This is a genomic window from Streptomyces sp. NPDC052012, assembly GCF_040689265.1.
Lineage (GTDB): Bacteria > Actinomycetota > Actinomycetes > Streptomycetales > Streptomycetaceae > Streptomyces.
In genome coordinates, this window is record NZ_JBFAXA010000002.1 from 375,345 (window position 1) to 398,298 (window position 22,954).

At 72.7% G+C, this 22,954-nt stretch carries 22 protein-coding genes and 2 pseudogenes; 11 read left to right on the forward strand and 13 right to left on the reverse strand.

The window, feature by feature from the left end:
* Nucleotides 1–47: 47 nt before the first annotated feature.
* Genes AB0412_RS05360 through AB0412_RS05375 form a run of 4 tightly spaced genes read right to left on the reverse strand, consistent with a single transcriptional unit; the run spans nucleotide 48 to nucleotide 4,265 of the window.
* A complete protein-coding gene (locus AB0412_RS05360; protein WP_366401136.1) occupies nucleotides 48–1,079 on the reverse strand; it encodes a LacI family DNA-binding transcriptional regulator in 1,032 nt (343 codons plus the stop codon).
* Complete coding sequence (locus AB0412_RS05365; RefSeq protein WP_366401137.1) at nucleotides 1,076–1,972, reverse strand: carbohydrate ABC transporter permease; 897 nt, start codon at nucleotides 1,970–1,972, stop codon at nucleotides 1,076–1,078. Before AB0412_RS05365 ends, AB0412_RS05360 begins: the two co-directional genes overlap by 4 nt.
* The gene (locus AB0412_RS05370; RefSeq protein WP_366401138.1) at nucleotides 1,969–2,946 is read right to left on the reverse strand and encodes a sugar ABC transporter permease; all 978 of its coding nucleotides are present in this window, start codon (nucleotides 2,944–2,946) and stop codon (nucleotides 1,969–1,971) included. Before AB0412_RS05370 ends, AB0412_RS05365 begins: the two co-directional genes overlap by 4 nt.
* Complete coding sequence (locus AB0412_RS05375) at nucleotides 2,943–4,265, reverse strand: extracellular solute-binding protein (protein WP_366401139.1); 1,323 nt, start codon at nucleotides 4,263–4,265, stop codon at nucleotides 2,943–2,945. The genes AB0412_RS05370 and AB0412_RS05375 overlap by 4 nt, the downstream gene beginning before the upstream one ends.
* A 219-nt stretch (nucleotides 4,266–4,484) precedes the next feature.
* On the opposite strand from AB0412_RS05375, the gene AB0412_RS05380 reads away from it, so the two are divergent.
* From AB0412_RS05380 to AB0412_RS05420, 9 genes are all read left to right on the forward strand, one after another.
* Nucleotides 4,485–6,506, forward strand: coding sequence for a beta-galactosidase (locus tag AB0412_RS05380; RefSeq protein ID WP_366401140.1), 2,022 nt, complete (start codon nucleotides 4,485–4,487; stop codon nucleotides 6,504–6,506).
* 39 nt (nucleotides 6,507–6,545) lie between these two features.
* Nucleotides 6,546–8,105, forward strand: a complete 1,560-nt coding sequence (locus AB0412_RS05385) for an arabinogalactan endo-1,4-beta-galactosidase (protein ID WP_366401141.1) — start codon at nucleotides 6,546–6,548, stop codon at nucleotides 8,103–8,105.
* Nucleotides 8,106–8,266: 161 nt separating this feature from the next.
* Entirely contained in the window at nucleotides 8,267–8,524 is a 258-nt protein-coding gene (locus AB0412_RS05390) for a helix-turn-helix domain-containing protein (protein WP_366401497.1), read from the forward strand.
* Between the two features lie 184 nt (nucleotides 8,525–8,708).
* Entirely contained in the window at nucleotides 8,709–9,164 is a 456-nt protein-coding gene (gene crcB / locus AB0412_RS05395; RefSeq protein ID WP_366401142.1) for a fluoride efflux transporter CrcB, read from the forward strand.
* On the forward strand, nucleotides 9,161–9,520 hold the full coding sequence (locus AB0412_RS05400; RefSeq protein ID WP_366401143.1) for a DUF190 domain-containing protein: 360 nt from the start codon (nucleotides 9,161–9,163) through the stop codon (nucleotides 9,518–9,520). The genes crcB (AB0412_RS05395) and AB0412_RS05400 overlap by 4 nt, the downstream gene beginning before the upstream one ends.
* Entirely contained in the window at nucleotides 9,517–9,891 is a 375-nt protein-coding gene (gene crcB / locus AB0412_RS05405) for a fluoride efflux transporter CrcB (RefSeq protein ID WP_366401144.1), read from the forward strand. The genes AB0412_RS05400 and crcB (AB0412_RS05405) overlap by 4 nt, the downstream gene beginning before the upstream one ends.
* A gap of 151 nt (nucleotides 9,892–10,042) precedes the next feature.
* Nucleotides 10,043–10,720 carry a FadR/GntR family transcriptional regulator gene (locus AB0412_RS05410; protein ID WP_366401498.1) on the forward strand — a complete coding sequence of 226 codons (678 nt, stop codon included), beginning with the start codon at nucleotides 10,043–10,045 and terminating at the stop codon, nucleotides 10,718–10,720.
* The gene (locus tag AB0412_RS05415) at nucleotides 10,720–11,733 is read left to right on the forward strand and encodes an asparaginase (protein WP_366401145.1); all 1,014 of its coding nucleotides are present in this window, start codon (nucleotides 10,720–10,722) and stop codon (nucleotides 11,731–11,733) included. The genes AB0412_RS05410 and AB0412_RS05415 overlap by 1 nt, the downstream gene beginning before the upstream one ends.
* Before the next feature lie 53 nt (nucleotides 11,734–11,786).
* Nucleotides 11,787–12,719: a glutaminase gene (locus AB0412_RS05420; protein ID WP_366401146.1), complete on the forward strand. Its 933-nt coding sequence runs from the start codon at nucleotides 11,787–11,789 to the stop codon at nucleotides 12,717–12,719.
* Nucleotides 12,720–12,733: 14 nt separating this feature from the next.
* On the opposite strand, the gene AB0412_RS05425 is transcribed toward AB0412_RS05420, so the two are convergent.
* From AB0412_RS05425 to AB0412_RS05435, 3 genes and pseudogenes are all read right to left on the reverse strand, one after another.
* Nucleotides 12,734–13,915: a serine hydrolase gene (locus AB0412_RS05425; RefSeq protein WP_366401147.1), complete on the reverse strand. Its 1,182-nt coding sequence runs from the start codon at nucleotides 13,913–13,915 to the stop codon at nucleotides 12,734–12,736.
* A gap of 161 nt (nucleotides 13,916–14,076) precedes the next feature.
* Nucleotides 14,077–15,377 (reverse strand): annotated as a pseudogene (gene rho / locus AB0412_RS05430) (transcription termination factor Rho).
* Between the two features lie 218 nt (nucleotides 15,378–15,595).
* Nucleotides 15,596–15,994 carry a nuclear transport factor 2 family protein gene (locus AB0412_RS05435; protein WP_366401148.1) on the reverse strand — a complete coding sequence of 133 codons (399 nt, stop codon included), beginning with the start codon at nucleotides 15,992–15,994 and terminating at the stop codon, nucleotides 15,596–15,598.
* A gap of 69 nt (nucleotides 15,995–16,063) precedes the next feature.
* Between AB0412_RS05435 and AB0412_RS05440 the strand changes: the two genes are divergently transcribed.
* Together AB0412_RS05440 and AB0412_RS05445 are read left to right on the forward strand one after the other, a co-directional pair.
* Entirely contained in the window at nucleotides 16,064–16,627 is a 564-nt protein-coding gene (locus AB0412_RS05440; protein ID WP_366401149.1) for a PadR family transcriptional regulator, read from the forward strand.
* A 4-nt stretch (nucleotides 16,628–16,631) separates the two neighbouring features.
* Nucleotides 16,632–17,354, forward strand: a complete 723-nt coding sequence (locus AB0412_RS05445; protein WP_366401150.1) for a class I SAM-dependent methyltransferase — start codon at nucleotides 16,632–16,634, stop codon at nucleotides 17,352–17,354.
* A gap of 8 nt (nucleotides 17,355–17,362) precedes the next feature.
* Here AB0412_RS05445 and AB0412_RS05450 read toward each other — a convergent pair whose 3' ends face one another.
* The 6 genes and pseudogenes from AB0412_RS05450 to AB0412_RS05475 form a co-directional block, all read right to left on the reverse strand.
* Nucleotides 17,363–18,106, reverse strand: a complete 744-nt coding sequence (locus AB0412_RS05450; protein ID WP_366401151.1) for a GntR family transcriptional regulator — start codon at nucleotides 18,104–18,106, stop codon at nucleotides 17,363–17,365.
* A 174-nt stretch (nucleotides 18,107–18,280) separates the two neighbouring features.
* Nucleotides 18,281–19,447: pseudogene (locus tag AB0412_RS05455) on the reverse strand (serine hydrolase domain-containing protein).
* 141 nt (nucleotides 19,448–19,588) lie between these two features.
* Nucleotides 19,589–20,557 carry an acetylxylan esterase gene (locus tag AB0412_RS05460; protein WP_366401152.1) on the reverse strand — a complete coding sequence of 323 codons (969 nt, stop codon included), beginning with the start codon at nucleotides 20,555–20,557 and terminating at the stop codon, nucleotides 19,589–19,591.
* Nucleotides 20,558–20,746: 189 nt separating this feature from the next.
* Nucleotides 20,747–21,328, reverse strand: a complete 582-nt coding sequence (locus AB0412_RS05465) for a hypothetical protein (protein WP_366401153.1) — start codon at nucleotides 21,326–21,328, stop codon at nucleotides 20,747–20,749.
* 108 nt (nucleotides 21,329–21,436) lie between these two features.
* Nucleotides 21,437–22,180 carry a ferredoxin reductase gene (locus AB0412_RS05470; RefSeq protein ID WP_366401499.1) on the reverse strand — a complete coding sequence of 248 codons (744 nt, stop codon included), beginning with the start codon at nucleotides 22,178–22,180 and terminating at the stop codon, nucleotides 21,437–21,439.
* Nucleotides 22,181–22,235: 55 nt separating this feature from the next.
* Nucleotides 22,236–22,841, reverse strand: a complete 606-nt coding sequence (locus tag AB0412_RS05475) for a sulfite oxidase-like oxidoreductase (protein ID WP_366401154.1) — start codon at nucleotides 22,839–22,841, stop codon at nucleotides 22,236–22,238.
* Nucleotides 22,842–22,954: the final 113 nt, after the last annotated feature.

Below are 22,954 nucleotides of genomic sequence, written 5' to 3' on the forward strand. Positions count from 1 at the left end.
ATTGAATGAACGCGCATCGAATCGGGCTCCGGGTCTGTCCCCGGGCCCTACGTCGACTCCCGCCGTACCAGCTCCGTCGGCAGGATCACCGCCGCAGGATCCTCGCCGCCGATCTGGGCCAGCAGCACGCGCACCATCTCGCTGCTGATGCGGTCCCACGGCTGACGGATCGTGGTCAGCTCGGGACGGGCGGCGACGGCGGCGGGGGAGTCGTCGAAGCCGCCGACCGCGACGTCCTCCGGCACGCGCCGCCCCGCCCGGTGCAGGGCCGTCAGCACACCCTGCGCCATCAGGTCGGAGGCGACGAACACCGCGTCCATGTCCGGGGCCTGCGCCAGCAGCCGCTCGGCGCCCGACTCACCGCTGGCGCGGCTGTAGTCCCCGGAGACGATCAGCCGCTGGTCGATCTCCACCCCGGCCTCGCTCAGCACCTCCTTGTAGCCGGCCAGGCGCTCGACACCGCCCGGGGTGTCCAGCGGGCCGGTCACCACACCGATCCGCCGCCGGCCCAGCGCCAGCAGATGGCGCACCATGTCCCGCGCACCGTCCCGGTCGTCCGCGGCCACGTAACTCACCTTCGAGCCCAGCCCGATCGGCTTGCCGCAGGCGACCAGCGGCACCCCCGCCGCGCGCAGCTCCTCGGCCACCGGGTCGCCCGAGTGGCTGGAGACCAGCAGCACCCCGTCGACGTGCCCGGCGGTGATGTACCGGGTGATGCGCCGCCGCTCGTCCTGCGTGCCGGCCAGCATCAGCAGCAGCGGAATGTCGTGCGCCGCGAGCGCCTGCGTGCAGCCGCGGAGCAGGACGTTGAAGTTGGGGTCCTCGAAGAACCGCTCCTGAGGCTCCGTCAGCAGGAAGCCCACCGAGTCCGACCGGCCGGTGATCAGCGAACGGGCGTGCCGGTTGACGACGTAACCGGTCTTGCGGATCGCGGCGTTGACCGCCTCCGCCGCGGCCGGACTGACGTAGTGGCCGCCGTTGAGCACGCGCGAGACCGTGCCGCGCGAGACCCCTGCCTCGCGCGCCACGTCGTGGATCGTCGGCGGCCTGCGCCTGCCCCCCGTGTTGCTCATGGTCATGACTTTACGGCCCCGGACAGCAGATCCAGGCTCCAGAAGCGCTGCACGACCAGGAACAGCGCCACCAGCGGGAGCACCGCGAGCAGTGCGCCCGTGATCACCAGCGTGTACAGCGCGGGGGTGTTGGCACCCTGTTCGAGCAGCGTGTGCAGACCGAGCGTGATCGGGAACTTCTCGTCGTCGCTGAGCATGATGTACGGCAGCAGGAAGTTGTTCCAGATCGCCACGAACTGGAACAGGAACACCGTCACCAGCCCGGGGACCATCATCGGCAGCGCGACCCGGGTGAAGATCCGCCACTCGCCCGCCCCGTCCATCCGCCCGGCCTCCACCACGTCCGACGGCACAGCCGCGGCGGCGTAGATCCGCGCGAGGTAGACGCCGTACGGGGAGAGGATCTGCGGCAGCAGCACCGACAGGTACGAGTCGGTCAGATCGGCCTCCGCGAGCAGCAGGTACTGCGGGATCGCGAGGATCACCGGCGGCATCAGCACGCCCGCGAGCAGCACGTTGAACAGCGTCTCGCGGCCCCGGAAGCGGTAGACCGCCAGCGCGTAGCCGCTGACCGCCGACACGCACGTCGACAGCAGCGCGCCGAGCCCGGCGTAGAGGGCGGAGTTGCCCATCCACTGCCAGTAGACGCCGTCGCGGTAGGCGCTGAGGTCGGAGAGGTTGCCGGCGAAGCCGGTGCCCGGCCAGAACGTGAAGGTGGAGAACAGCTCGCTGCCGGACTTGGTGGACGCGATGATCACCCAGGCGACCGGCAGCAGACAGTACAGCGCGCCGAGCAGCAGGGTGAGGGTGGGGACCAGGGCGATCCGGCGGCGCCGCCGCGGTCCCTGGGCGGTCTGCGTGGCGCGGGCCTCCGGCCCGGCCAGGGCAACGGTGCTCATCGGGTCGCCTCCTGCCGGTTGCGTCGGTTGGCGGCCCGCAGGAAGCCGAAGGACAGCAGCAGCGTGGCGAGCGCGATGAGCGTCGCCTGCGCGGCGGCCGCGTGGATGTCGCCGTTGCCGAAGGCGTCCTGGTAGACCTTCATCAGCGGACTCCAGGTGGTGGACACGGAGTTGGTGAGCGGCTTGAGGGTCGTCGGCTCGCTGAACACCTGCAATGTCGCGATGATCGAGAAGAAGAAGGTGAGCACCAGTGACGGCGCCACCATCGGGATCTTGATGCGCAGGGCGATCTGCAGCGGGGTGGCGCCGTCCAGCTTCGCCGCCTCGTACACCTCGGCCGGAATGGCCCGCAGCGCGGTGTAGATGACGATCATGTTGAAGCCGGTGCCGCCCCACACCGCGATGTTCGACAGGGCCAGATACAGCGGGCCGCCGTCCAGCAGGTCGGGCTGCGGCAGGCCGAGCCGGTCGAGGACGAAGTAGAAGGGGCTGACGTCCGGAAGATACAGAAAGCCCCACAGCAGTGCCGCCACCACGCCCGGGATGGCGTACGGCAGGAAGATCGCGAGCCGGGTGAAGGGCGCCAGACGCACCTTCTCGGAGTCCAGCATCAGCGCGAACAGCAGGGCCAGACCCAGCATCACCGGCACCACGATGCAGCCGTAGCCGAGCACGCGCAGCGCACCGTCCAGCAGCTCGCTGTCGGAGAGGGCGTCGGTGTAGTTCTGCATTCCGGCCCACACCTCGGTACGGGCGCCCGCCCCCAGCCCGAGCCCGGAGACCTCCACCTTGCGGAAGCTGAGCCAGACCGCGTACCCGATGGGCAGCGCGAAGAACAGGAGGAACAGGACCGTCGCGGGGAGGAGGAAGAAGTAGGGGGCGCGAAGCGCTCGTTCCAGGGTGGTGGTGGGAGACGGGTGGGCGTACGGGGCCTTCCCGGCCCCGTGCGACCCCCGGCGTGCCGCGGATTTCACTGCGCGACCCCGAAGCCCTGCTTCTTGAGGTCCGCCACCGTCGCCTCCTGCACGGTGTTCAGCGCGGCGACGAAGTCCGACTTGTTCTTCGCGGCCTTGCCGAAGGCGTCCTTGTACGCGGTGTAGGCGACGTTGACGTTCGGCCCCCAGGCGGACGGGGCCGTGGTCGCGGCGATCTCGGCCGCCTTCTCGTAGAAGTCGGGCTGGTTGGAGAAGTAGGCCGGCGGCTCGCTGAAGGCACCGGAGGTCTGCGCCGCCGTGGAGGCGGGGTAGATGCCGCTCTCCTTGGCCAGCGCGGTCAGCGCGTCGCCGTCGGTGTTCAGCCAGGCGGCGAACTTCGCGGCGGCGTCCTGGTGCTCGGAATCGGTGGTGACGGCCGTGGAGGAGCCGCCCCAGCTGCCGGTGCGCTGCTCGCCCGCCGTCCACTGGGGGAGCGGGGCCATCGCCCACTTGCCCTTGGTGTCGGGGGCGGCCGTGGTCAGCGTGCCCGGCGCCCACACCGCGCTGACCCAGGCGATCTGCTGGCCGGTGTTGAGCGCCTTGTTCCAGGCCGGGGTGTACATCGGCTGGTCGTCGATCGCGCCCTCCTTCACCAGCCCGCCCCAGAAGCCGGCGACCTTCTTGGTGGCGTCGTCGTCGATCGCGACCTTCCACTTGTCGCCGGAGGCGGTCCACCACTGTGCGCCGGCCTGCTGGGCGAGGCCCGCGAACTGCCCGGCCTCGCTGGCGGCGAAGGTGGTCAGATCCTTGTCGGGGGCGGCCTTCTTCAGCTTCCGCGCGGTCTCGGCGAAGTCCTCCCAGGTCTTGGGGACGGTCAGGCCGTACTTCTTGAACAGGTCCTCGCGGTAGTAGAACATCATCGGCCCGATGTCCTGCGGGACCGCGTAGACCGCGTCCGTGCCGAGCGTGGTCTGCTGCCAGACGCCCCCGGCGAACTTGCTCTTCGCGTCCCCCACCTCGCCGGATATGTCGGCCAGGGCGTCATTGCTGACGAGGGTGGGCAGCGCCTGGTACTCCGCCTGCACCAGGTCGGGCGCCTTGCCGGCCTTGTGCGCGGTGAGGATCTTGGTGACCAGAGTGTCGCCGGAGGCCTGCTTCTTCACCGTGACGGTGATCTGCTGCTCCTTGCCCGGCCCCTTGTTCCACAGGTCGACGACCTTGTCCATGCCGGGCGCCCACGTCCAGTACGTCAACGAGACCGGGCCGGACCGTGCCCCGCCGTCGTCGTCCGACGACGAGCCGCAGGCGGCGAGTGCGGAGGCGCCGAGCGCGACGGCGACGGCGGAACTCACGAGGCGACGACGCTTCGTGTACGGCATGGATGACTCCCCTGACCTGGGGTCCCCGCCTGCTGCGGAGACCTGCTGCCCTGCTGTGCGCGGCTCGCCTCCGGGGCGCTCGCGCTGCTTCTGTGAGCGTTCACAGTAGAGAAACATCCCGGACACTTGTCAATGGTTGTTGCTGTGCGGTTATGTTGGGCTCACAGCACCGCAGCGGTGTGTGTACGTTCACAATCGATCGACTAAGCGGGAGCATCCATGCCGGAGACCACCCCCAGGGGCCTCACCGGGCTCGCCTTCGGTGGGGACTACAACCCCGAGCAGTGGCCGGAGGCCGTCTGGCACGAGGACGTCCGGCTGATGCGGGAGGCCGGGGTGACGATGGTCAGCGTCGGCATCTTCTCCTGGGCCCTGCTGGAGCCCGCACCCGGCGTATACGACTTCGGCTGGCTCGACCGCGTCCTGGACCTGCTGCACGAGCACGGCATCCGCGTCGACCTCGGCACGCCCACCGTGGCACCGCCGGCCTGGTTCTACCGCGCCCACCCCGAGGCGCTGCCCGTCACCGCGCAGGGCGTGCGCCTCGCGTTCGGCTCCCGCGGCGCGATCTGCCACAGCAACGCCGACTACCGCGCCGCCGCCGCGACCATCACCACCAGGCTCGCCGAACGCTACGGCGACCACCCCGCGCTGGCGATGTGGCACGTCCACAACGAGTACGGCGTCCCCGTCTCGGCCTGCTACTGCGACTCCTGCGCCGCCCACTTCCGCCGCTGGCTCCAGGACACCTACGGCACGGTCGACGCCGTCAACGAGGCCTGGGGCACGGCCTTCTGGGGCCAGCGCTACGCCTCCCTGGAGGAGATCGACCCGCCGCGCGTCACCCCGACCGCCGGCAACCCCGCCCAGGCGCTGGACTACAAGCGGTTCGCCGACGCCACCATGCGCGAGAACTTCCGTGCCGAGCGGGACATCCTGCACCGCCTGTCACCCGGCGTCCCGGTCACCACCAACTTCATGACCGCCCTCAGCCAGTGCGACTCCGTCGACTACTGGGCCTGGGGCCGCGAGGTCGACCTCGTCACCAACGACCACTACCTGATCACCGACGGCCGCCGTACCCACGTCAATCTCGCCATGGCCGCCGACCTCACCCGCTCCGTCGCGGGCGGCGCGCCCTGGCTGCTGCTCGAACACTCCACCTCGGGCGTCAACTGGCAGCCCCGCAACCCCGCCAAGGCCCCGGGCCAGATGGCCCGCAACTCCCTCGCGCACGTGGCCCGCGGGTCCGACGGCGCGATGTTCTTCCAGTGGCGCCAGTCCCGGCGCGGCGCCGAGAAGTTCCACTCCGCGATGCTGCCGCACGGCGGCACCGGGACCCGCGTCTGGCGTGAGGTCGTCGAACTCGGCGCCGCCGTCGATGCGTTGGCCCCTCTGCGCGGCACCCGCACCCAGGCCGACGTGGCCGTGCTGTGGGACTGGCAGTCCTGGTGGGCGCAGAACCTCGACTGGCGGCCCAGCCGGGACCACGACGCGCGCGAACGCGCCGACGCCTTCTACGAGGCCCTCTACGACCGCCACCTCACCGTCGACTTCGCCCACCCGGAAGCCGACCTGTCGCCCTATCCCCTGGTCGTCGTGCCCGCGCTGTACCTGATGACCGAGGCGGCCGGGGACAACCTCCGCCGTTACGTCGACAACGGCGGCACGCTCGTCGTGTCGTACTTCTCCGGCATCGTCGACGAGCACGACGCCGTGCACGAGGGCCCCTACCCGGGCGCCCTGCGCGAGGTCCTCGGCCTGACCGTCGAGGAGTTCTCCCCGCTCCTCGCGGGCGAGCGGGTCCGGCTGACCGGTCCCGACGGCTCCGAGCTGGACGCCGACGTGTGGACGGAGTTCGTCGTCCCGCGCGGTGCCGAGACCGTCTGGACGTACGCCGACGGGCTCACCGCCGGCCGTCCGGCCGTCACCCGGCACCGCCTCGGCGACGGCACCGCCTGGTACGTCTCCACCCGCCTCGGCGCCGAGGGCCTGGGCACCCTCCTCGGCTGGGCGATCGAGGACTCCCGGACCGCCCCGCGCGCCGACCTGCCCCGCGACGTCGAGGTGGTCCGCCGCACCGGCGAGTCGGGCACCTTCCTGTTCGCGATCAACCACACCGCCACCGACGCCAAGGTGCCGCTGGACACCCCCGGCACCGAGCTGCTGACCGGTGAAAGCGTCGCGGGCCGCCTCGCGGTCCCCGCCGGAGCCGTCCGGGTCGTCCGGCTCGACGGCTGAGCATCCCCCTCCACCACGTCGAAGGGACGACGGACGACGATGTTCCATCCCAGACGCACCATCACGGCCCTGCTCCCGCCGCTCCTCGCGGGCCTCGCCCTCACCGCCCTGCCCGCACAGAACGCGGCCGCCGCGAGCACGCTGACCAACGGCGGCTTCGAGGCGGACGGGTCGGGCGCCGCGACCCCGAGCGGTTGGTCCGAGGACGGCGACACCGGCGCCTCGTACACGGAGGCGGGCGGACGCAGCGGCAGTCACAGGCTGTCCCATTGGGCGTCCGCTGCCTACAAGGTGGAGACGTACCAGTACCTGTCCGGACTGGCCAACGGCGACTACCGGCTCACAGCCTGGGTCCGCTCGGGCGGCGGCCAGAAGGCCGCCTACATCGCGCTCAGGAACTGCGGCGGTCCCGAACAGCGCACCGATCTGCCCGTGTCCGCCAGCGGGTGGATCCGTGTCGTCGTGCCGGTCCAGGTCGCGAAGAACGAGTGCACCATCAGCGTCAACAGCGACGCGAACGCCGGCAACTGGATCAATGTCGACGATCTGACCCTGACGCGCGGTACGTCCGGTCTGCCGGTCAAGGGCGCCGACATCTCCTCCCTGCCCAAGAGCGAGGCCATGGGCGGCGTGTACCGGACCGCCTCGGGCGGCAGGGGCGACGCGGTGGCCGTCCTGAGGTCCGCCGGCATGAACTACGCCCGCCTGAAGGTCTGGGTGAACCCGGCCGACGGCTACAACGACAAGGCCCGCGTCCTGGCGATGGCCGAGCGGATCAAGGCGCAGGGCATGAAGCTGCTGGTCGACTTCCACTACTCCGACTCCTGGGCCGACCCCGGCAAGCAGACCAAGCCCGCCGCCTGGTCGGGCCACGGCTACGAGCAGCTGAAGAAGGACGTCCACCGCCACACCCACGACGTCCTCGCCGCCCTCGAGGCGCAGGGCACCACCGCCGACATGGTCCAGATCGGCAACGAGATCAACGGCGGCATGCTGTGGGACGAGGGCCGCACCGAGAACTGGGCGCAACTCGCCGGTCTGCTCAACTCCGGCTACGACGCGGTCAAGGCGGTCGACCCGTCCACCGTCGTCGCGCTGCACCTCGCCGAGGGGGGCGACCTCGACGGCACCCGCTGGTGGTTCGACAACGCGGTGGCCCACGGTGTGCGGTTCGACGCCATCGGCCTGTCGTACTACGGCTACTGGCACGGCACCCTCGCCGACTTCCAGACCACGCTGGACGACGCGGCCGGCCGCTACGGCAGGCCCGTCTTCGTCGCAGAGACGGCCTACCCGTTCCGTCTGGACAGCGAGGACGGGCTCGAGAACATCATCGACGTCACCGGGGAGCTGGTGCCGGGCTACCCGGCGACCCCGGCCGGGCAGGCCCGCTGGATGAACGACGTGGCGAGCATCGTCGAGGCGGTGCCGAACGGGCGCGGGCTCGGCGTCTTCTACTGGGAGGCCACCTGGACGGCCCGCACCGGCAACGGCTGGGACCCGGCCGACCCCTCCTCCGGCAACGGCTGGGAGAACCAGGCGCTGTTCGGCTACGACGATCGGGCGCTCGCCGCGATGGCGTGGTTCCGGCACCGGTGAGCTGAGCGGTTCGCGGCCTCAACCTCCTTCACCGCCAGGGAGGTCGAGGCCACGGATGCTTCCGTCCCGGACAAGCTGCCCGACTTACGGGACGCGGAGGGCGAGGGTGCGGGACAGTGGAGGGGCCCGGAGGCAAGGACGCCCGGGCGGAGGTGGACGACATGCTCAGGACACCCGTCGACGGAACCCGCATGCACATCCTGACGTGGCTCAAGGAGCCCTGCCGCGCCCAGGCCGGCGCCACCGCGGAGGCCGTCGCCACCCGGTTCGGCCTGCCCCACCCGGTCGCCCTCACCCACCTCCGGCTCCTCACGGCGATCGGCCTGCTGCACACCACCCGGATCGGCGACCGCCTGCACTACCGCCGGGACGAGGTCCGCGTCGCCGAGGTGGCCCGCCGCTTCGAGAAGGGCTGGTAGGCAGCCCGGCGGTACTCCGGTCCGGCGCGTTACCCTGGTCGCGGCCGCGGGCACGTTCCCGCGGCGCGGCGGTGGGGCCCGCCGTACCCGAACCGCGGCAGCACGCCGCCGACGGTCCCTGCTTGTGACGACGCGCGCCCGCAGCCCGGGACGCCCGGCGAGTACGAGTAGGAGACGTACGCCCATGACAGCCCCGCCCACCGCACCCCACCGCACCCGCCCCGCACGCGGTGCCCGGGCACCGGTCGTCGCCGCGGTCGCCGCCGGCGGGGGAGCGGGGGCCGCCGCACGCTACGCCGCCGCCCTGTGGTGGCCCACCGAGGCCACGGGATTCCCCTGGACCACCCTGGGGGTCAATGTCACCGGCTGCGCCGTGATCGGTGTGTTCATGGTGCTCATCACCGAGCTCCGCGCGGCGCATCCCCTGCTGCGGCCCTTCTTCGGCACCGGCGTGCTCGGCGGCTTCACCACGTTCTCGACCTACGCCGTGGACGTCCAGCGCCTGCTGGACGCCGGGCAGGTCCGCCCCGCCGTGCTGTATCTCGCAGCGACCCCGCTCGCCGCGCTCGCCGCGGTGGCGTCGGCCGCCGCGGCCACCCGGCGCGCGCTCGGCAGGGCCGTCGCAAGGAGCACGTCATGACGCGACTCACCGGGCGCGCACTGCGCCTGACCGTCCTCGTCGGCGAGAACGACACCTGGCACCACCGGCCGCTGTACTCCGAGATCGTCCACCGGGCGCATGCGGCGGGCCTCGCCGGAGCCAGCGTGTTCCGCGGGATCGAGGGCTTCGGCGCCTCCTCCCTCGTCCACACGGCCCGGCTGCTGTCCCTGAGCGAGGACCTTCCCGTCGCGATCGTGGTCGTCGACACCGAGGAGCGGGTGCGCGCCTTCCTGCCGCAGCTCGACCCGCTCGTCACCGAGGGCCTGGTGCTCCTCGACGAGTGCGAGGTCGTCCGGTACCTCGGCCGGGACGCCGCGGGGGAGGAGTCCCCGTGAACTGGGTGCTGGTCGTGGCGGGCGCCGTGATCGGCGCTCCGCTGCGCTATCTCACCGACCGGGCCGTGCAGTCCCGGCACGACTCGGTGTTCCCGTGGGGGACCTTCACCGTCAACGTCGCCGGCAGCGCGGTCCTCGGCCTGCTCACCGGCGCCGTGGCCGCGGGAGCCGCCGGGCCCGGTCTCCAGCTGCTGATCGGCACGGGCCTGTGCGGGGCACTGACGACGTACTCCACCTTCTCCTACGAGACCCTCCGCCTGGCCGAGACCGGCGCCCGGCTCTACGCCGCCGCCAACGTCGCCGGGAGCGTCGCGGCCGGCCTGGGCGCCGCCTTCGCCGGCGTGGCGCTCGGCCGCGCGATCTGGGGCTGAGGCGCCCCCGGGTGCGAGGTCCCGGTCCCGGCGGCCGGCGCCTGCCGACAGTCCGTCTTGACAGCTCCCGCCCGTCGCCCGCACCATCGCTCCCGTGAACCTGTCAGACAGCCAGACAGGTGGGATGCCGGGCCCGCGCCGCGTCAGTGCGATGGAGGCCGTGCTCGCCCACCTGCGCGGCGCCATCGAGCGCGGCGACTACGCGATCGGCGACAAGCTCCCCTCCGAGGCGGAGCTGTGCCGCACCCTCGAGGTCTCCCGGCCCGTGCTGCGCGAGGCGCTGCGGGCGCTGCAGACCATGGGCCTGACCGTGTCCCGGACCGGCAAGGGCACCTTCGTCGTCGCGCACACCGCAGGGGAGCCCACCTTCGGCGACTACACGGCCGGCGACCTGCTGGAGGTGCGCCGCCACGTGGAGATCCCGGTCGCCGGATACGCCGCCCTGCGCCGCACGCCGGAGAACCTGGAGAGTCTGACCCTCCTGCTGGACCGCATGGAGCGGGAGACCGACACCACCGCGTGGGTCGCGATGGACACCTTGTTCCACCTGACCGTGGCCGAGGCCGCCCAGAACCCGGTGTTCCGCCGGGTCATCGAGGAGCTCAGGGACGCGCTGGCCCGCCAGTCCGCCTTCCTCGACGAACTGGGCGGCCGGCGCGCACAGTCCGACCGCGAGCACCGCGCGATCGTCGAGGCCCTGATCGCCGGCTCGGAACACGACGCCACCGAGGCCATGACCCACCACCTCGACCGCGTCGAGAGCACCCTCACCGACATCGTCCGCGCCGCGCGCCCGGCGCGGCCCCGACCCACGACCAGCAGGCAGTGATGTACAGCACCCTCCCCGCGGACGCACCCCCGATCCGCGAGCCCCTCCACGCCCCCGTCGCCCACCTCGTCCGCGGCGGGGTGGTGGAAGGCGTCCACTACGGTTCCGTCGTCGTCCTCGGCCCCGACGGCGACGCCGAACTCACGCTGGGCGATGCCGAGGCCGCCTTCCACCCGCGGTCCGCGGTCAAGCCGCTCCAGGCCGTGGCGATGGTGCGGGCCGGACTCCCGCTGGACGGGGAGCTGCTGTCCCTCGCCGCGGCCAGCCACTCCGGCGAGGAGCGCCACCTGGCGGGCACCCGGAGCATCCTCGCGGCCGCCGGGCTCACCGAGGAGCGCCTGCGCAACGTCCCGGACCTGCCGTTCGGCGCGGCCGTCCGGGACACCTGGGTGCGCGAGGGCCGGCCGCCGTCCCGGCTCGCCCAGAACTGCTCCGGCAAGCACGCCGCCATGCTGTACACCTGCGCGCTGAACGGCTGGTCCCTGGACGACTACCTCGACCCCGCGCACCCCCTCCAGCAGGCGATCGCCGAGATCGTCGAGGACCTCACCGGGCAGCGCATCGCCCAGGTGACGGTCGACGGCTGCGGAGCGCCCCTGTTCTCCGTCTCCCTGCACGGCCTCGCCCGCGCCGCCGCACGGATCGTCACCGCCGCGCCCGGCACGCCCGAGGCCCGGGTCGCCGACGCGATGCGGCAGCACCCCGAGATGGCCTCCGGCTCCGGCCGGGACGTCTCCGCGCTGATGCGGGCCGTGCCGGGGCTGCTCGCCAAGGACGGCTTCGAGGGCGTCCAGGTCGCCGCCCTGCCCGACGGCCGGGCCGTCGCCGTGAAGATAGCCGACGGCGCCGACCGTGCCCGCGTCCCGGTCGCCGCAGCGGCCCTGGCCCGTGCGGGTGTGGACCCGGCCGCGCTCGCCGCGTTCGCGGGGCGGCCGCTGCTCGGTGGCGGCCGGCCGGTGGGCGCGATACGTCCGGTGCCCGCGCTCGCCCCGCCCGCCGCCGTTCACGTCTGAGGGCGCCGGCTCCTGGCCCGCCGGTACCCGGGCCCGGCCGGGCCCGGGGGACAATGGCGATCATGACGTCGTCGATGACCTTCCAGCCGGTACTGGAGCGCATCGCCGAGGAGATCGCGCGGACCCCCGGCCGTGGCCGTCCCGCCGACTACATCCCGGCGCTCGCGGCCCGCGATCCCCGAAGTTTCGGCATGGCCGTCGCCGAGCTGGACGGCACCGTCTACGGGGTGGGGGACTGGCGGCAGCCGTTCTCGGCGCAGTCCGTCACCAAGGTGTTCACCCTCGCCCTGGACCTGGCCCGCGAGGGCGACGCCCTGTGGGAGCACGTGGGCCGCGAGCCCTCCGGCAACCCGTTCAACTCCCTGGTGCAGCTGGAGTACGAGGACGGCATCCCGCGCAACCCGTTCATCAACGCGGGCGCCCTCGTCGTCACCGACCGGCTGCACACCCGCAGCGGCGACGCGGCCGGCGAACTGCTGGCCTTCCTGCGCGCCGAGAGCGGCAACCCGGACCTCGCCTTCGACGAGGAGGTCGCCGCCTCCGAGTCCGCCCACGGCGCCCGCAACGCCGCCCTCGCCCACTTCATGGCGTCCTACGGCAACATCGACAACCCGGTGCCGGTCCTGCTCGACCAGTACTTCCGGCAGTGCTCCGTCGCCGCGTCCTGCGCCGACCTGGCGCTTGCCACCTCCTTCCTCGCCCGGCACGGCATCCGCGCCGACGGCACCCGGCTGCTCACCCGCAGCCAGGCCAAGCAGGTCAACGCCGTGATGCTGACCTGCGGGACCTACGACGCGGCCGGGGACTTCGCCTACCGGGTGGGCCTGCCCGGCAAGAGCGGGGTGGGCGGCGGGATCATCGCCGTCGTCCCCGGACGCTGCACGCTGTGCGTGTGGAGCCCGGGCCTGGACGAGCGAGGCAACTCCGTGGCGGGGGTGACGGCACTGGACCGCTTCACGACCCTGACAGGGCTGTCGGTGTTCTGAGCGCCGGTGAGTGGTCAGCGCGGCGGCACGGGACCCCACGCGAGCCGCAGGAAGACTCCCACGCCCGCGCCGCCCAGCAGCGCCGCACCCGCGATCGCCCATGCCGCCCTGTTGCCCCGGCCGTCGCCGCGGTCGCGAACCGTCGTCGGGCCGGCCCCCGCCTCGGGTCCCGTCAGCGGCCTGGCCCGCAGGGCGTCCAGCGAGCCCACCGGATCGACCCGGCCGGCCGCCGCGAAGCCCCAGTCCAGCAACTCCCTCGCCTCCTCGTACACGGCGTGCCCGCCGCCCTCCCGGGGATTCATCACGCTCACCACGAGGGTGCGCCCCTCCCGGCGTGCCGCCGCCACGAGCGTGTGACCGGCGTGGCTGGTGTAGCCGTTCTTGACGCCGATCAGGCCCCGGTAGGGCTCCACGTCGTCCGCGCCGGTGAGCAGCCGGTTGGTGTTGCGGATGGGGTACGTGCCGCCGTCGCGGGCCGGGAAGCGCGCGGAGAGCCTGGCGCAGTACCGGGCGAAGTCGGGGCTTCGCAGCCCGGCCCGGCCGAACACCGCGAGGTCGAAGGCCGAGGACACCTGGCCGGGCGCGTCGTAGCCGTCCGGCGACTTCACGCGGGTGTCGCGGGCGCCCAGTGCGCGGGCCTTTGCCTGCATCCGCTCGGCGGTGGCGCGCCATCCGCCGTTGAGCGCGGCCAGGACGTGCACGGCGTCGTTGCCGGAGTTGAGGAAGACCCCGTTCCACAGGTCGGCCACCCGGTAGGTGCGGTCCTCGGCGACACCGACCAGGCTGCTGCCGGGGCCGACGCCGCGCAGTTCCTTCTCGCTGACGGTGTGCCGGATGCCGGCCGGCAGGGAGGGCAGCACGGTGAGGGCGAACAGGGTCTTGAGCGTGCTGGCGGGCGGCAGTCTGCGGTGGGCGTTGTGCGCCGCGAGCACATCGCCGCTGCGGGCGTCGGCCACCAGCCAGGACCTGGCCGACAGATCGGGTACGTCGGGCGCCTTGCCGCGCGGGCGCACATGGGTCCCGGCGCGGTACAGCAGGGACGCGGGCGCGGCCGCAGCCCGTGGGCCGGAGCCGGGCGACGGCCCGGGTTCCGCGCCCGGTCCGGTGGTCGCCGCGGCCGGCGCCAGCACCAGCAGGCCCGCCGCGCACACGACACAGGTGGACACGGCAGCCCGCGAAGCAAATCCGATCGTCATACCGCAAACGTAGGAACGGCCCGCCGGGACGGCGCGCTGCCCGGGCCGAATGCCGCCCGCGAGCACCCGGATGCCGCACGCGCCGCGCGGGCGGCCACCTCGCGCGGCCGCACCGCCGGCTGCGAGCCGAGGCGGCGTCAGGCCACCGCCCACGGCTCGTGTCAGGCGCCCGGCAGCGTGGGCTGGATCCGCCGCAGGAACGTCGCGTTGTCCGGGGTCTCCCGCATCCGCTCCAGCAGGGTCTCCAGAGCGGCGTGTCCGTCGCGCGACTGCAGCACCCGCCGCAGACCGCGTACGGCGGTCAACTCGGCCGGGGTCAGGAGGAGTTCCTCGCGGCGGGTGCCGGAACCGGTGATGTCCACCGCGGGGAACAGCCGCCGGGCCGCGGTCTCCCGGCTCAGCCGGAGCTCCATGTTGCCGGTGCTCTTGAGCTCCTCGAAGTAGAACTCGTCGGCACGCGAACCGGTCTCCACCAGCGCCGAGGCGAGGACGGTGAGCGAGCCGCCCTCCTCGGCCTGCCGGGCGGCGCCGAAGAACCGCTTCGGACCGGTCAGCGCGGACGCGTCGACCCCGCCGCTCAGCGTCCGGCCGCCGGAGGACGCCGCGGTGTTGTACGCCCGGCACAGACGGGTGAGCGAGTCGAGCAGGACGACGACGTCCTCGCCGTCCTCGACCAGCCGCTTGGCCCGCTCGATCACCAGCTCGGCCAGGGCGATGTGCTGCCGCGCCGGCCGGTCGAAGGTCGAGGCGTACACCTCGCCGCGCACGGAGCGCCGCATGTCGGTGACCTCCTCGGGCCGCTCGTCGAGCAGGACCACCATCAGCCGGCACTCGGGGTGGTTGCCGGCCACGGCCGCCGCGAGCTGCTGCAGCAGGACGGTCTTGCCGGTCTTGGGCGGGGCCACGAGCAGCCCGCGCTGGCCCTTGCCGACGGGCGCGAGCAGATCGACGACCCGTCCGGCCGTCCCGGCCGCGGGGTGTTCCAGGCGCAGCCGCTCGTGCGGGTGAAGGGGCGTCAGCTCGCGGAAGTGCCGCCGGCCGTCCGGCGCCCCGGGCGTACGGCCGTTGATCCGGGCGATGCCGGTCAGGCCGCGCCGGTCGCCGAGGACGCCCTCGACGTGGTCGCCCCTGCGCAGGCCGTACCGGCGCAGCAGGGCGGGGGAGACGGCGGGGTCGGACGGTGTGGGCAGGCAGCTGACGGGACGCAGATGCCCCTTCCCGGCCGCGTCGATGTCGAGGACACCGGTGACGAGCTGCGGCTGCTGCCGTACGGGAGGGTGGTCGAGCGTGGTGGTGGTCATGGAGGTCGGTCCTTTCTCGGACGACGGTCACCGGGACATGCGGTGGGAAAGGGGGAGGGGGATGAACCGCTGGGGAGGGCGGATACGCGCCTCCGGGCGGCGAGGAACACCACCTCGGGCCGTGGGGCGAAGGCCCCGGGGGCGGAGAAGCCCCTGCTCACGAGGTTGATGTACAAGAGCCGACGGCCCCGGTCGAAGACGACGGGCGGATCGGCGAACCGAAGAGGAACTGGCACCTGTGGCGCCCGGGAAAGGGCGCGCGAAAATAGAGTGCTGCATGCACTGTAGCACCGGGTGCGGCGGCGCGGAGAGCATCGAGGGCCCGCCGGTGGAGACCGGCGGGCCCTGGACGGTGCGGGCGGGAGCGGTGCGCGCGAGGTCAGGCCGAGCGTTCCCGTGCTTCGCTCGCGATGCGCTCGAACTGCGCACCCATGGCCGCCGCGAGCGCCTGCGCACCCGACAACGGGCGCACCATCACGGTGAATTGGTCGATACGGCCGCTGTCGTCGGCGTGGATGAAGTCGCAGCCCTCGACCGTCCGGTCGCCTACCCGTGCGGTGAAGACGAGCGCGTGATCACGGCCTGACACGTCGTTGATCTCGCGCACGTAGCGGAAGTCCTCGAACACCCCGGCCACCGCGCGCAGGATCGCCGCGGTGATCGGCTTGCCGGTGTACGGCTTGAACACGACGGGGCTGGTGAAGACGACGTCCTCGGCCAGCAGCGCCTCGGCGGCGTCGAGGTCGCCCGCCTCGATGGCCTCACGGAATGCCCGCATCGCGGCTCCTATAGTCAACTAATTGAATAGGTGCGGATGAGATTAGTCGCCCGCTGTTACCGTGTCCACATGTCCCTCAAGTACGCCGTCCTCGCCGCCCTTCTGGAGGGCGAGGCCTCGGGCTACGAGCTGTCCAAGATCTTCGACGTGTCGTTCGCCAACTTCTGGGCCTCCACCCCGCAGCAGCTCTACCGCGAGCTGGAGCGGCTCGCGCGGGACGGGCTCGTCGAGGCCCGCGTCGTCCGGCAGGAACGCCGGCCGGACAAGCGGATGTTCTCGCTCACCGAGGCGGGCCGCAGGGACCTGGACGGCTTCGCCGCCGAGCCGCCGAGGAGGCCCACCGCCATCCGCGACGAACTCCTGATCAAGATCCAGGCCATGGACGGCGTCGACCCCGAGGCGACCCGGGCCCTCGTCGAGGAGCGCATGACCTGGGCGCGCGGCAAACTCGACCGCTACGCCCGCGTACGCGACCGCCTGCTGGACGGGCGCACCGAGGAGGAGTACCTGCGCGAGGCCGACCGGATCGGGCCCTATCTCACGCTGATGGGCGGCATCGCCTTCGAGGAGCAGAATCTGCGCTGGTGCGAGCGGGTCCTCACGGTGCTGCGCCGACGCACCCCTCTAAGCTGAGCCGATGTTCAGCCCCGAAGGCCCCAGCCTGCGTGAACTCGCCGTCCAGGCGCTGTCCTCCGTCGAGCGCGGCTACGACCTCCTCGCCCCGAAGTTCGACGTCACCCCCTTCCGCACGCCCGACTCCGTGCTGGAGGCGACCGCCTCCGCGCTGCACCGGATGGGCCCCGTCGAGGCCGGCCTCGACCTGTGCTGCGGCACCGGTGCGGGCATCGGGGTGCTGACGCGGGTGTGCCGGGAGCGGGTCACCGGGGTCGACTTCAGCGCGGGCATGCTCGACGTCGCGCGGCGGCGCACCTGGCCCGAGGGGCCGCCGGTCGGCTGGGTGCGGGCGGACGCGCGGGCGCTGCCGTTCGGCCCGGTCTTCGATCTCGTGGTCAGCTTCGGGGCGTTCGGCCACTTCCTGCCGCGTGAGCGGCCGGAGCTGTTCGCCCAGGTCCGCTCGGTGCTGCGGCCCGGCGGCCGGTTCGTCTTCCCCGTGGTCGCCCCGGCCCGGCCGGGCTCGCTGGAGTACTGGATGCTGCTGGGCTTCGACACGGCGATGCGGGTCCGCAACGCCGTCCGGCGCCCGCCGTTCGTCATGTACTACCGAGCGCTCCGCTTCAGCGCCCTGGGCCGGGAACTGACCGCGGCCGGCTTCCGCGTCGAGCTCCAGCCACTCCCGGAGTTCGGCCACCGCGAGGACGGCAGCCCAAGGGTCCGCCTGGTCGTGGCTGTCCGGACCTAGCTGCGGGCTCAGACCGCCGCCGGCAACGTGAACTCATAGACCAACGCGTCCTGCTGTGCATCGACGATCAGCTCGGTGATCTCCAACGGCCGCTCGTACTGATCGTGCACGCGCCGAGTGACCCGCACCGAAGGCGTCTCCGCGATGCGCGTGATCGTGTCACGGTGATGCAGCGTCAGCCCCGCCCGCCGCATCCAGTCGTAGGCACGCCGCAGCTCCGCCGCGGACGTACCGTCGGCCCGGTCACGGTAGCGTGCCAGCTCCTCCACCTCCGCGAGGGCCACGGCGGAGAACGACGACACGGCTGTGCGCACCTCGCGTCCGTCGGCCGACGCCGACCAGTAGCGGTGCACGAGCGTCGGCCGGCCCGGTGCCAGTCTCAGCCGTTCGGCGTGACCGGGCGGCGGGGGCTCCCACGCGACGGTCGTCCGTGCCGTCGCGCCCCGGTCGGCGCTGCGGGCGCCGACCGGGAACGTGAGCGAGACCGGCGTCTCCACGGGCAGACCGGGCAGGGTGGCGTGGCTGCCCCGCCGGTCCGTGGCGACCAGCCCGTCGCGGCGCAGCACCTCCAGGGCCTGCCGGACCGTCTCCCGGCTGACCCCGAAGTGCTCGGCCAACTGCCGTTCGCCCGGCAGCCGTTCACCGGGCGGAATCGTGCCGTCGCGCAGTTCGCCGAGCAACTTGGTCGCGATTCCCCGGTAGAGGGGCTCTCCTTCGGTGAGCGGATGGGCGTGCGGGGTGGAGCGGGCCATGCCGCGCCTCCTGTTGGTGACGTACCGTAGCCGTGCGGGCTCATTGCGCCACCACATCTACCAGTGGTCTAAACCAGCAGGGAAGGGTGGTCCGGCAGTTCGGCCGAAACAGATCCGGCGGCCCTCGGCGTCACAGGAGCCCGGCAGGGCGGCACGAGCGCGACGGGACTGCTCTCACAGAGCGCTGTACAGAGCGTCGATCAGCGCCATCTTGCGCGGGTCGTCGGCGATATGAGGCCCCATCCGGTTCATCGTGTACCCCAGTGACACCCCCGCCTCCGGGTCGGCGAGACCGCAGGAACCGCCGAAGCCGTCGTGACCGAAAGCCCGCGGGTTCGGGCCGTACGACCCGTTCTCACCGCTCAGCCAGAGGCCGAGCCCGACCTCCGTCTCGTGCGGGAAACCGACCCCCAGCACCAGGTCCCGGCAGCTGCCCTGCCCCTCGCGCACCCGCTCGGCCGCCTCCGGGGACAGGAAACGGTGCCCGTCGTACGTGCCGCGCCCGGCGAAGATCCCGTACAGCGCGGCGACGGCCCGCGCCGTGCCGTGCCCGTTGGCCGCCGGTATCTCGGCCGCCCGTCACTCCGGGGTGTTGGCCCCCGCCGCCCCCACGCCCGGATTCGTCAGCGCCGCGACCGCGGCGGGCGCCAACTGGGCGAACACGCGGGCCTGTTCGTCGCTGCTGCGGACGGGCGGCTGGTCCAGCTCGGCCACCCGGCCGGCCTCCTGCTCCGGCAGGCCGATCGCGAAGTCGACCCCCAGCGGGCCGGTCACCTCCCGCTTCAGGAACTCCCCGGGCAGCAGTCCCGACACCCGGCGCACCACCTCGCCGACCAGGTGGCCGTAGGTCAGCGCGTGATACCCGGACTGCGTACCCGGCTCCCACCACGGCTCCGTCGCCGCGAGCCGCTGCGTGGTCAACTCCCAGTCGCAGAGCTGTGCGAGAGAGTGCGGCTCGCGCAGCCCGGCCAGACCGGCGCGGTGCGACAGCAGATGGCGCACCAGCACCTTCTCCTTGCCCGCGGCGGCGAACTCCGGCCAGTACGCGGCCACCGGCGCGTCGAGGTCGAGCAGCCCCCGGTCGGCGAGCATGTGCGCGCACAGCGCCACCGGGCCCTTGGTCGTCGACCACACGTTGACCAGGGTGTCGCGCTCCCAGCGCCGGGTGCGGGCCCGGTCGGCCCAGCCGCCCCACAGATCGACCACGGTCGTGCCGTCCACGGTGACCGCCACCGCGGCACCCAGTTCGTCCCGCTCCCGGAAATTCTCCTCGAACGCCACCCGCACCGCGGCGAAGCGCGGGTCGCAGTGACCGTGGACGTCTGTCTCGTGCTGGGACATGGGGGCCCTCCGTCGGCCGTCGGAAAGCCCGGGCCGCGCCGCCGCGGCCCGGGCAGCCAAGAACGTACCGACTGGTCGGACAGGGCGGAAGCCCGCGGATGCGCGCCCGGCCTCCGTGGCCGGAAGGACGCCACCGCCCGCTCAGGCGTACGCGCGCATCCAGCGCAGCTTGGCCGCCTCCTGGAACGGGCCGCCCCCCTCGTGGTCGTTGAAGTCGTACACCTCGATCGACTTGTCGTCGTGCGCCCAGGCGTTGAAGGCCGCGAAGACCGTCGACGGCGGGCAGGTCTGGTCCTCCAGGGCGGCCGAGAACAGGGCGGGTGCCCGGCCGCGGGCGGCGAAGTGCACGCCGTCGAAGTAGGACAGCGTGCGCAGGGCCTCCTCGGTGCGGCCGCGGTGCGTCTTGAGATAGAGGCCGATCTCCCGGTACGGGTGACGGTCCGTCACAGTCGCGGCGCGCGGGAAGTCGCACAGGAACGGCACGTCCGGCGCGATACCCGCCAGGTCGGGGACGAGTCCGCCCACCGCCAGCGTGATGCCGCCGCCCTGGCTGCCGCCGATGGCCACGGTGCGCGACGCGTCGGCCAGCGGATGCGAACGCGCCGCCTCCACCGCCCGCACCGCGTCCGTGAACACCCGGCGGTAGTAGTAGTTCTCCGGGGCGTCGATGCCGCGCGTCATGAAGCCCGGGTACGCGGGTGCCCCGCCCACCGGGTCCGCGGTGCCGCCGCCCGCGCCCCAGGCGCTGCCCTGCCCACGGGTGTCCATCACGAAGTGCGCCCGGCCCGTGGAAGCCCACAGCAGATGCTCGTGGGGCAGCCCGCGGCCACCGCCGTAGCCGATGAACTCCACCACCAGCGGCAGTGGGGCGTCCGCCCCGGCGGGCAGCGTCAGCCAGCCCTTGACGGGGTGACCGCCGAACCCGGCGAACGTCGCGTCGAAGACCTCCACCGTGGACAGGCCGGTGTCGACCGGCTCGAAACGGGCGTCCAGGTCGTGCTCGCGTGCCTCCGTCAGCGTCTTGGACCAGAACGCGTCGAAGTCCTCCGGCGCCGTGGACGCGCTGCGGTACTCGCGCAGTTCGTCGAGGGGCAGGTCGAACAGGGCCATACGGGACCGCCTTGGTGAGGAGACAGAGGAGACAGTGTTCGGCGCCCTCACCGTACGTGAGTCCTCGGCGGAATCGCCAGAGTTCGCGCGTTCTTCGCTTCATGAGCGAGAGGGGAGTTCTCACAGGTGAGAGTCACAGAAAGCACTTCCTCTCAGGGGGGCGGGTGGCGGCCGGGGGACGGCGTCCGTTCAGACCCCGCGATGCGTCCACTGCGGTTCCGTACGGGCCCATGCCCGCTCCCACTCCGCGAGCCGGCGACGCAGCGCGACGCCGCGCACGCCCCGGTGCACGAGGAGGACGACGGCCGCCGTGCCGCCCGCCGCCCAGATGCCGATGCCGACGCTGTGCTGCCACACGGAGGCGCTGTCGGCCGGGGGCGGCACGGTACGCCCCCGGGAGTCCACCCACACGTGGATCGTGTCGCCCTGCCGTACGTCGACCGGGAGCCGGGCGACGGCGGTGCGCTGCGCCTGCTGCCCCGGCTCCGTCCAGCGCACCGTGGCCCGGAGCGCCTGCTGTCCGCCGGCCTGAGGCCGGGCCGCCGCGGGCAGGCCCACGACCTCGGCGCGGACACGGTGCCGCTCGGCGCGCTGCTGCGACACGGTCGTCCGCGCCTCGTCATGGGCCCACCATGCCGCGGCCAGTCCCACCAGGGGCGCGCCCACACTGAGCAGGACGGTCACGATCAGCACCGTCCACGCCTCCACGACATCCGACCGGCGCCGCAATGGACTGTGCCGCCACGGCCGGCCGCACACCGGGGTTCGCATGTCGCCCTCCCTCACCGTCACGGTCCCCCGTCCGGGGTGCCCGGAGTCGCAGGGGCGAAACGGAGGGGTCGCGCGGGGGCGTTGTGGTCGCGCGGTTCGGCGCGCGGGTCAGCCGAAACGCTCGATGCGGATGCGGTCCACGGGCTGTCCGGCCGCCACGAGCAGCCTGGAGGCATGCTCGGCGAAGGAGTTGGACCCGCACACATAGGCCTCCCACCCACCAGGAGGCTGTTCGGCCAGGAGCGGCGCCACATGTGCGGCCGCCATACGGCCGACCGGCACACCCTGTGGTGCGCTCCGGGTGAAGACGGGCACCGTCTCCTCGCCCAACTCCTGGGCGTAGATGAGGTCCTCGGGACTGCGCGCCGACACCAGCATCCGCAGCGGGTGGGACAGGCCACGGGCCCGGTGGTGCCGCACCATCGACATCAGCGGGACCACTCCGGAGCCCGCGCCGAGCAGCAGGGCGGGCCGGTCGCCCGGCCAGGCGAAGAAGCCGCTGAGCGGGCCCCGCACCTCGATCCGGTCACCGACCCGGGCCACCGTGTGGAACCAGCCCGAGACCTCACCGCCCGCCACATGGTCCAGGGTCAGTTCGATGTGCCCCGACTCGTCCGGCGCGGAGGCGATCGAATAGTGGCGCTGGGCCACATAGCCGTCCGCGGCGGTCAGCCGCAGCATCAGATGCTGGCCGGGTACATGCCCCGGCCAGCCGGGCACCGCGAACCGGAACGTCGCCACGCGCGGCGTCTCACGCCGGATCTCGGTCAGGGTGGCCGTCCGCCAGACCGAGGCGGCCTGTTCGCTCACCCCGATCCGCCCGGGCACGGCGAACCGCACGGGCGGCGGCACGAAACCCCCCTGCCGCGGCGCCCCCGCCGTCTCGCTCACCGTTTCCGTCAGGCTCTCAGTCACCGGAGTACCGCTGCTCCTCCCAGGGGTTGCCGCGCTCGTGGTAGCCGTTGCCCTCCCAGAAGCCCGGCTCGTCGTGGTCCAGGAGGCGCAGACCCGCGATCCACTTGGCGCTCTTCCAGAAGTACAGATGCGGCACCAGCAGCCGCGCCGGCCCGCCGTGCTCCGGGGGCAGCGGCTCGCCGTCGTACTCCCAGGCGATCCAGGCCCGCCCGCCGGTGACGTCCGCGAGCGGGAGATTCGTGGTGTAGCCGGTGTGCGAGTAGGCGACGACATGGGTGGCCGAGCCATGGGGCCGGACCACATCCAGGAAGGCGTCCAGGGAGACCCCGCCGAACCGCACGCCGAACTTCGACCAGCTCGTCACACAGTGGATCGCGCCCTCGTAGTGCGAGGCCGGCAGCCGGTGTGCCTGCTCCCAGTCCCAGGTGCGCGGCTCGGCCACCAGTCCGTCGATGCGGAAGGTCCAGTCGGCGGGCGCGATGTCGGGGGTGACCTCGGCGGACAGCACCGGCCATGCGTCGCCGGCGTCGTACTGGCCGGGCGGCAGGCCGGGATTCTCCACGCGGGGGCGGCCGGTGAAGCCTCGGGTGGTGTTCACGTGATCGGTGTTCCGTTACGACGACGACTGGAGCAGGAGTGATTCCGCGTTCAACCGTACGGGGTGACCGCCCGTACCCGCCAATGATCATGCTCGACCCCGCGGGAGATCGT